This window comes from Nocardia sp. NPDC055050 (assembly GCF_053608345.1).
The window spans coordinates 1-8,516 of record NZ_JBSGVG010000081.1; the positions used below are offsets into that span (position 1 = coordinate 1).

An 8,516-nucleotide genomic window follows, 5' to 3' on the forward strand; every position below is an offset into this window, starting at 1 on the left:
TCTCCGCAGGCGCGAGCATGGAGGAACGGTGGAAGCAGGGCGAGTATGCGCTGCCCGTGCCGGACAGCCTGCTCACGGCCGCCCCGGACACCCCCTTCTCGCCCGGTCAGCCCGACCCGACGCGATGGCTCGTCGACCTCAACGCGGCCAACGAGGGCCTACGCCCCGGCGCCTGACCGGCGGGCCGGCCGCGGACCGGCCACTTCGTGGCCGTCCCTCCCTAGAGGTCGGGAGTGCGGTGGCTGGGTTGGGTGGGATGTTGAAGACGGGGACGGGCGGGGTGTGCGGGGTGGTTGAAAGTGCGGTCGGTCGGCTTCGGGTGTGGTGACCGACCGTTTTGGGGCAGTGCTCGCTTCAGGCGGGTAAGCGCTCGGCTCGGGCGGTTTCGAGGAGTTCTTCCGCGTGGGCGCGGCCGGTCTCCGTGTCGTCGAGGCCTGCGAGCATACGGGCCAGTTCCACCACTCGTTCTTCGTCGGTCAGCGCGCGAACGCCACTGTCCACCTTGCCTTTTCCGTCGTCGGTCTTGTTCACCACCAGGTGGGTGTCGGCGAAAGCCGCCACCTGGGGCAGGTGGGTCACGACGATGACCTGATGGGTGCGGGCCAGGCGCGCCAGGCGCTTGCCGATCTCCACTGCGGCCCGGCCGCCGACACCTGCGTCGACCTCGTCGAACACCATGGTCGCGCCGTGATCGGATCCGGCGAGCACCACTTCCAGGGCCAGCATCACTCGCGAGAGCTCGCCGCCGGACGCACTCTTGCTGAGCGGCAGCGACTGGGCTCCCGAATGCGCCGAGAGCCGGAACTCCACTTCGTCACAGCCGTTCGAACCGGCGTGCAACAGCGCACCGTCGATCTCCAACGGCGCGGAATCCTGGGCACTGGCCTGCAGCGGGCGGACCTGGACTTCCAAGCGCGCCTTCCCCATCGCCAGCCCACTGAGTTCGGTGCTCACCGCGCTCGCCAGCTTGCCCGCCGACTTGGCGCGCGCGGCACTGAGTTTGCGTGCCGCCTCGCGCACTTTGCCCGCGGCCGTCTCCACCTCACCGGCCAGCTTGGCCAGCGCATCCTCGGACACATCGAGCGAGTCCAGGCGCGAGCGCGACTCGTCGGCCCACGCGATCACCCCGTCGATGTCGGGTGCGTATTTGCGGGTCAGCGACTTGAGCTCGGCCTGACGGTTGAGCATCGTGTCCAGTGCGCTGGGATCAGACGGCAATTCCGACAGATAGCTGCTGAGCTCGGTGGTCACGTCGACCACCACCGCGATCGCCTCGCCGAGCCGTGGAGCCAGCGCGGCCAGGGCCGGGTCGTCGGCGGAATCCAGGCGGGCGCGGGCGCCACCGAGCAGATCGAGCACACCGCCACCGTCGGCCGGTGCGTCGGTCGGGCCCGAGAGTGACTCGTGCGCGGCGACACCCGCCTCGCGCAGGGAATCGAGGTCGCTGAGTCTGCGGATCTCGGCGACCAGGCGGGTGTCCTCTCCGGGTTCGGGCGCGATGCCGTCGATCTCGGTGAGCGAATGCTTGAGCCGGTCGGCTTCCAGCGCCAGTTCCCGACTGCGCGCGGTGCGTTCGAGCAGTTCGGTCCGCGCGTCCAGCCAGGACCGACGATGCACCTGGAATTTGCGCAGCAGACCGGCGACGCCGTCGCCGGCGAACTGGTCCAGTGCCGACAGCTGCTGCTCCGGCCGCTGCAACCGCAATTGATCGTTCTGGCCGTGCACGGTCAGCAGCCGGGAGGTGAACTCACCGAGCACCGCGGCGGGCACCCCGCGACCACCGAGATGCGCGCGCGAGCGTCCGTCGCTGTTGACCGTGCGGACCGCGATCACGCTGCCGTCCTCGTCGGCCTCGGCACCCGCCGATTCCAGCACCTCCCCGACCGCCGTGCGAGCCGCGTCGTTCACGTCGTCGACGACGAAACGACCCTCCACCACGGCCTTCGCCGCGCCCAGGCGTACCCGTCCCGCGTCGGCGCGTGCACCGCTGAGCAGGTGCAGGCTGGTGACCACCATGGTCTTGCCCGCACCGGTCTCGCCGGTGAGCACGGTCAGACCGGCATGGAACTGCGCGGTGGCCGTCGAGATGACACCGAGTCCGTCAATCCTGATCTCCGTCAGCATCAGTGCTCTTCCGTTCGCTGTCTGCCCCGCCAGCCGGTGACCGGCAGTTGGAACTTACGCACCATCCGGTCGGCGAAGGGCGCCGAATCGAGCCGCACCCAGCGCACCGGACGTTCGCCGCGCACCACTTCGGCGCGGCCGCCACGCGGCAACGCGAGAGTGCGCCTGCCGTCGAGGAAAACGATCGCGTCGTGTCCGGTTGCCACGGTCTCCACCGCGATCAGCGACTCCGGGCTGGTCACCAGTGGCCGCGCGAACAACGCGTGCGCGTTGCTCGGGATCACCAGCATCGCCTCCAGTTCGGGCCACACCACCGGTCCACCCGCCGAGAACGCGTAGGCGGTGGACCCGGTGGGCGTGGAGATGAGGATGCCGTCGCAGCCGAACGCCGAGACCGGCCGCCCGTCCACTTCGAGCACCACTTCCAGCACGCCCATCCGCTGGGCGTTCTCGAGGCTGGCCTCGTTGAGCGCCCAGCCGCGTTCGACGATCGTGTCGTCCACGCGCACCGTGACGTCGATAGTCATCCGGTTTTCCACCTGGTAGTCGCGATCGACCACCTGCGAGAGCGCCTCGTCGAGGTTCTCGGCCTCGGCTTCGGTGAGAAAACCGATGCGGCCCAGGTTGATTCCCAGCACGGGCACACCCGCGGGCCTGCCGAGTTCGGCCGCGCGCAAGAACGTGCCGTCGCCACCGAGGGCGAGCACCATCTCACAGCCCTGGGCCGCGGACGGGCTGTGCGGCACCACCCGCACCGGATATCCGGCTTCGTCTTCGAACCGGGTGCTGTCGGCCTCGTCGGCCAGCACCCGCAGGCAGATACCCGCTTCGGCGAAGATCTTCGCCACCCGGTGCGCGGTCTCGATGATCTCCGCGCGACCGGGATGGGCGACGAGCAGGATCTCCCTGCCGCCGGCATGCGTACTCACTGCGGACCCTCCTCGACAGCCTGCGCGACCAGCGCCCGCACCTGTTCGGCGTCGTAGTCGAACGGGCCGACCTTGCGCAACCACAGGAAGTACTCGACATTGCCCGACGGACCGGGCAGCGGGCTGGCGACCACACCCAGGGTGCGCAGCCCGAGCGCGGCGGCGGCGCTCGCCACATCACACACCACTTCGGTTCGCAGCGCCGGATCACGCACCACACCGCCCGAACCGACCCGGTCTTTGCCGACCTCGAACTGCGGCTTCACCATCGGCAGCAGATCGGCGCCGTCGGCCGCGCAGGCCGCCAGTGCAGGGAGGACGAGCCCGAGCGAGATGAAGGACAGGTCACCGACAACGACTTCGACTGTGCCACCGATGGATTCGGGAGTGATGTTGCGCACGTTGGTGCGGTCGAACACTCGGACCCGGTCGTCGTTCTGCAGCCGCCAGATCAGCTGGCCGTAGCCCACGTCGACCGCGACCACCTCGCGCGCGCCCTTGTTCAGCAGCACATCGGTGAACCCACCGGTCGACGCACCCGCGTCCAGGCACCGCTTACCCGCGAGGCCGAGCCCCTCGGGTTCGAAGGCCTCGAGCGCGCCGAGCAGTTTGTGCGCGCCCCGCGAGGCCCACGACACCTCGTCGGGCTCTTCCCGCACGATCAGTGGGGTTCCCGTCTCCACGGCCGTCGCCGGTTTCACGGCAACGGTTCCGGCAATCAGGACGCGGCCCGCGCTGATCAGCTCGACCGCGTGTTCTCGCGATCGCGCCAACCCGCGGCGAACCAGTTCGGCGTCCACCCGCGCTCGTCTGGCCACCTCAGATCTTGTCCACTGTCGCCAGCGCGTCCACCAGTACGTCGTGCGCCTGTTCGAGGATGCGCGCACGGCGGGTGATATCGGCACCGGCCTCGGTGTTCTCCGCCGGGCCCGCGACAGGACGCGGACCGAGTTCGGCGAGTAGTGCGTCGACCTCGGTCTTGATCCGGTGCGGATCGGCGGGTTCCTGCTGCGCCGCTGCGCCGGGCAGGTGAGCGCCCGGCACGGGAATCCCGGGCCGGGGTGGCTGTGACGCGCCGTTCGGCGGTGAACTCGCAGTACTCATCGTGGCGTCAACGCTATCGGATTTCCGAATCGGCCGCGCGCACCCGTACCGCCCGGCCGGGATACTGTCGCAACAGTTCCGCGATGTCCGCCGGTGCGGCGGCCTCAACCACGGTGGCGTCGTTGAGGGCGTCGAGGCCGGCGGCGATATAGGTGGGAATCCGGGCGGCGGGCGCGCCGATCACCTCCTCGAGCGTGCTGACTCCGGTCAGCACCAGCAGCGAGTCCAGACCCAGGCCGTTGGCGCCCTCGATATCGGTGTCGAGCCGGTCGCCGACGACCAGGGCGCGGCGGGTGCCCGCTCGCTCGATCGCGTCTTCCATCAGCGGCGCGTAGGGCTTGCCCGCTACGAGGGGCTCACGATCGGAGGCGGTCGCCAGAGCCGCGACCATCGAGCCGTTGCCGGGGGCGAGGCCGCGCTCGTTGGGCAAGGTGCGGTCGGTATTGGCGGCGATCCACAGCGCGCCCGCGCGCAAGGCGTAGGCGGCTTCGGCGAGGTCGGGCCATGCGGTTGCCGGCGAGTGGCCTTGGACGACCGCCGCTGGTGGGGTCTCGCCGAATCGGCGGATGGGCTCGAGGCCGACGGCTTTCACCTCGGCGGCCAGATCGTCGGTTCCGACGACGAGCACCCTGTCGCCGGGGCTCAGCCGTTCGGACAACATGCGGGCGGCGGCCTGCGCACTGGTCACCACATCGCCCGCGGTCGCCGGGTAGCCGAGATCGTCCAGGTGATGCGCCACGGCACCGGGACCACGCGCGGCGTTGTTGGTGACGTAGACGAGACGCTGTGCCGAATCACCATCCGGTACAAGCGCTTTGGGCGCCCCTTCGATGACATCGGGTCCGCGGTACAGCGTTCCGTCCAGGTCGAGCAGCAATGCCTCGTATCGATCGCGTAGCCGGTCCATCCACCCTCACTTCGTCGTCTCTGCCGGGTCGGACACATCTGCGACCCTAGGCGAAGGCACCGACAGCTTCGGTTCCCCTCGGCTGCCGAATAGCGCTCGCACCCTTCATGATCGAGCATGTGCCACATGTTCGTGCGCGATGTCCCCAGTTGCGGACGTCTCGCCCAGCGCGTCGCGGGCGCGCACCGACGCAACAGGGAAACCAGGCCGGTTGCCGGCCGAAGTAGATCCCCGCTCACACAGCGTGCTCGATTGCCCGCAGCGCAGGAGGCCGGTCCACCGCTCGAGCCGACCGAGTACCTCTGTGCCACACCCGATCCGGCGTTGCCGGCCGACATCAACCTCTGATGACATGCGAAAAGGCCGCAGGCCGGGAAACCTGGATGCGTTCCCGGCCTACGGCCTTGTGGTTCTACTGTGCGTCGCCGGTGAGTTCGGTTGCCCGCTCCTCGGCGTCGGTTTCGTCGTCGAGGTCGGCGGCAGCGGCGTTGAGGAACCACTGCAGGCCGTCATCGGTGCGGCCGGCCGCCACCAGCGCGTCGGCGTAGGCGTAGAACAGGCGCGCGGCGGCGGAGCCCGTGCGCGACGGGTCCAGATCGCAGGCTTGCAGCGTCACGACAGCCTGGTCGAACTGACCCAGATCCATCCGGGCGCCTGCCACAACGATCCGCAGCTCGGCGGCTTCGTCACCGGTGAGCGTCTGTGCTTCCTCGCTGCGACCGAGCTCGATGGCGCGTTCCGGCCTGCCGAGACCGCGCTCGCAGTCCGCCATCACCGCGAGCAGCCCGGCGCCACCGGACATGCGTCGTGCGGTCCGCAGCTCCGAGAGCGCCTCTGCCCATTCCTCGGCGTGGTAGGCCACCACACCGGCGGTCTCCCGCACCACCGCGATGCGGCCCGCACGCTGCCGCGCGGCCCGAGCGTGTGCCAGCGCCAGGCGCGGGTCGTCCTCGAGCAGCTCGACGGCCATCACCATGTGCCGGGCCACCGAATCGGCGTTGTTCTTGTCCAGGCTCAGCAGGTCACGGCGCACGGCCGGATCCAGATCGGAGGCCTGCACATCCTCGGGCAGATCGGGCTCTTCGGGACGCGCCGCACGGCGATCGTCCGGCCGCCCACCCGTTGTACGAGCGCCTTCACCGCCGCGACGGCGGTCATCGCCGAAGTCACCCGACCGCGACGCACCACCGGACGCCGAGCCACTGCGCGCACGGTCGTCACGGTCCGAACGGGCACCGCGATCCGCGAATCCACGCCGCTCGCCACGGTCGGCGTCACCGCCGGCCCGATCGTCACGATCCGAACCGCTAGAACGGTCGTCGCGATCCGACTCACCTCGGGCAACACTGTCACGATCGAAGCCGCGGGGGCTCTCGTCGAGGCCGGAATCGTCAGTGGCGACGTCGTTCAGGTCGCCACTGTCCGAGCCGCGATCGGTGGCATCGGAACGGCTGTCGAGATCCGAACCGACCCGCGCGCTGCCGCTCTCGGACTCGACGCCGTCGGCGTCACGAGGGCGGTCACCTTCACCGGTGTCGATGGTCGCCTTGTCGTCGGTCTCGGCTACCCACGCCGTGGCCGAGCTTGCGTTGTCTTCGGACTGCTCAGTGGACGCTGTCGACTCGTCGGTTGCGGGCTTGTCGCTCGCCGTCGCGGAGGTGCCGACCGACGCACCGGCCGAGGCCGTGCTGTCGTCTTCGGTGATCGACTCGTCGATATCGGAGGCAGCCGATGCCGAGACAACGCCGAGCACGTCACTGTCGCGCTCACGTCGCTTCTCGCGGTAGGTGCCGTCGAGCGGCTTGCCGTCCTCGCCGACGAACTTGCCCTGGCTGCCACCAGAGCGCGCGTCACGCTTGAAGCCGCCGCGACCGCGGTCGTCGTCGCGCCTCGGCCCACGATCGTTGTCGTCGCGCCGCTGGTAGCCGCCCTTGCCGCTGTCGTCACGACGCGGGTAACCACCCTTGTCGTCACGCTTCTGGTAGCCGCCGCGATCGGAACCACCACGCGAACGGTCATCGCTGTCGTTACGACGGAAGCCACCACCCGGACGGTCGCTGCCGCCTTCGCTGCGACGGAAGCCACCACGATCGGAGCTGCCGCCACGGTCACTGCCACGATCGGAGCTGCCACGCGAACGGTCGTCGCCTTCGTTACGACGGAAGCCGCCACCCGAACCGCCGCGGGGGCGATCGTCATTGTTGCCGCGGTACCCGCCACGGTCGCCGCCGCGGTCGAAACCACCTGCGGGACGGTCACTTCCGCCTTCATGACGCTTGAAACCACCCCGGTCACCGGAGCCACCGCGACCGGCGTCGTCACGGCGCTGGTAGCCACCGCGGTCACCGCTGTCGCTGCGCTTGAATCCGCCGCGATCGTTGTCGTCACGCTTCTGGTAGCCGCCGCGATCGTTGTCATCACGACGCTGGTAACCACCACGACTCGCGTCGTCGCGCTTCGGGTAGCCGCCCTTCGCGCTGTCGTCGCGGCGCTGGTAGCCACCGCGATCAGCGGAGCCGCCGCGATCCGAACCACCGCGGGGGCGGTCGTCGTTGCCCCGGTAGCCACCACGGTCGCTGGAGCCGCTGCGACCGGCGTCGTCACGGCGCTGGTAGCCACCGCGGTCGCCACTGTCGCTGCGCTTGAATCCACCACGGTCGGAGCTGCCGCCGCGGTCGTCGCGGTTGTAGCCACCGCGCTGGCCTTCGGGACGACCGGAGCCGCGATTGTCGTCGTTGCGACGGAATCCACCCCGGTCGGAGCTGCCACGGTCGGAGCCACCACGACCTGCGCTGCTGCCTCGGCCTGCGTCGTCGCGGCGGAATCCGCCGCCTTCGCCACGGCCGGAGCCGCGATTGTCACCGTGTCCGCCGCGGGGGCGATCGGTCGGTTCGCCTCGCCGGCCGAAACCGGGGGCGTCTCCGTCCCGGCGGAAAGGCTTCCGTCCGTCGTTGTGTTCCGACACGGCGATCCCTCTCTAGGTTCCCCGACCTGCGGGGAGTGTTGTCAATGACCCCGCCACTAAGAATTCAACCACGGACGAAGGACGGGGCATCGTCCGCCTGGCGTACCGAACTCGTATCGAGTCCACAAACGCCGATAGGGGACCCAAATAAGGGTCCCCTATCGCGAAGGATGTTCCGGCAGTGTCCTACTCTCCCACACCCTGTCGAGTGCAGTACCATCGGCGCAGGTGGCCTTAGCTTCCGGGTTCGGAATGGGACCGGGCGTTTCCCCACCGCTATAACTACCGTAACTCTATGAAACTGTCACACAGAGAGCCACAACCAGAAAACCCACACCCTCCCTCACGGGAAAGCACGGACCAACCGATCGTTGTCTCCATGATCTGTGTGCTGTTTCAGAAACCGCACAGTGGACGCGTAACACCTTCGTAGTAAGCCCTCGGCCTATTAGTACCAGTCACCTACACCAGTTACCTGGCTTCCAAT

General features: G+C 69.0%; 6 protein-coding genes and 1 rRNA gene. All 7 read right to left on the bottom strand.

The genetic code is table 11. The features are described 5' to 3' along the window. Positions 1–354 precede the first annotated feature (354 nt). The 7 genes from recN to rrf all read right to left on the bottom strand — a co-directional run bounded on the left by recN (position 355) and on the right by rrf (position 8,319). Positions 355–2,124: a DNA repair protein RecN gene (gene recN, locus ACWGCN_RS35495; RefSeq protein WP_452460351.1), complete on the bottom strand. Its 1,770-nt coding sequence runs from the start codon at positions 2,122–2,124 to the stop codon at positions 355–357. Then, positions 2,124–3,053: an NAD kinase gene (locus ACWGCN_RS35500; protein WP_378630063.1), complete on the bottom strand. Its 930-nt coding sequence runs from the start codon at positions 3,051–3,053 to the stop codon at positions 2,124–2,126. The genes recN and ACWGCN_RS35500 overlap by 1 nt, the downstream gene beginning before the upstream one ends. Further along, positions 3,050–3,871 (bottom strand): TlyA family RNA methyltransferase, encoded by an 822-nt coding sequence (locus ACWGCN_RS35505; protein ID WP_378997043.1) that lies wholly within the window; start codon positions 3,869–3,871, stop codon positions 3,050–3,052. Before ACWGCN_RS35505 ends, ACWGCN_RS35500 begins: the two co-directional genes overlap by 4 nt. Before the next feature lies 1 nt (position 3,872). After that, the gene (locus ACWGCN_RS35510; RefSeq protein ID WP_387449421.1) at positions 3,873–4,157 is read right to left on the bottom strand and encodes a hypothetical protein; all 285 of its coding nucleotides are present in this window, start codon (positions 4,155–4,157) and stop codon (positions 3,873–3,875) included. 13 nt (positions 4,158–4,170) lie between these two features. Then, positions 4,171–5,064: an HAD-IIA family hydrolase gene (locus tag ACWGCN_RS35515; RefSeq protein ID WP_452460352.1), complete on the bottom strand. Its 894-nt coding sequence runs from the start codon at positions 5,062–5,064 to the stop codon at positions 4,171–4,173. 412 nt (positions 5,065–5,476) lie between these two features. After that, positions 5,477–6,604 carry a hypothetical protein gene (locus ACWGCN_RS35520; RefSeq protein WP_452460353.1) on the bottom strand — a complete coding sequence of 376 codons (1,128 nt, stop codon included), beginning with the start codon at positions 6,602–6,604 and terminating at the stop codon, positions 5,477–5,479. A gap of 1,598 nt (positions 6,605–8,202) precedes the next feature. Next, positions 8,203–8,319: ribosomal RNA gene (gene rrf, locus ACWGCN_RS35525) — 5S ribosomal RNA — on the bottom strand. Positions 8,320–8,516: the final 197 nt, after the last annotated feature.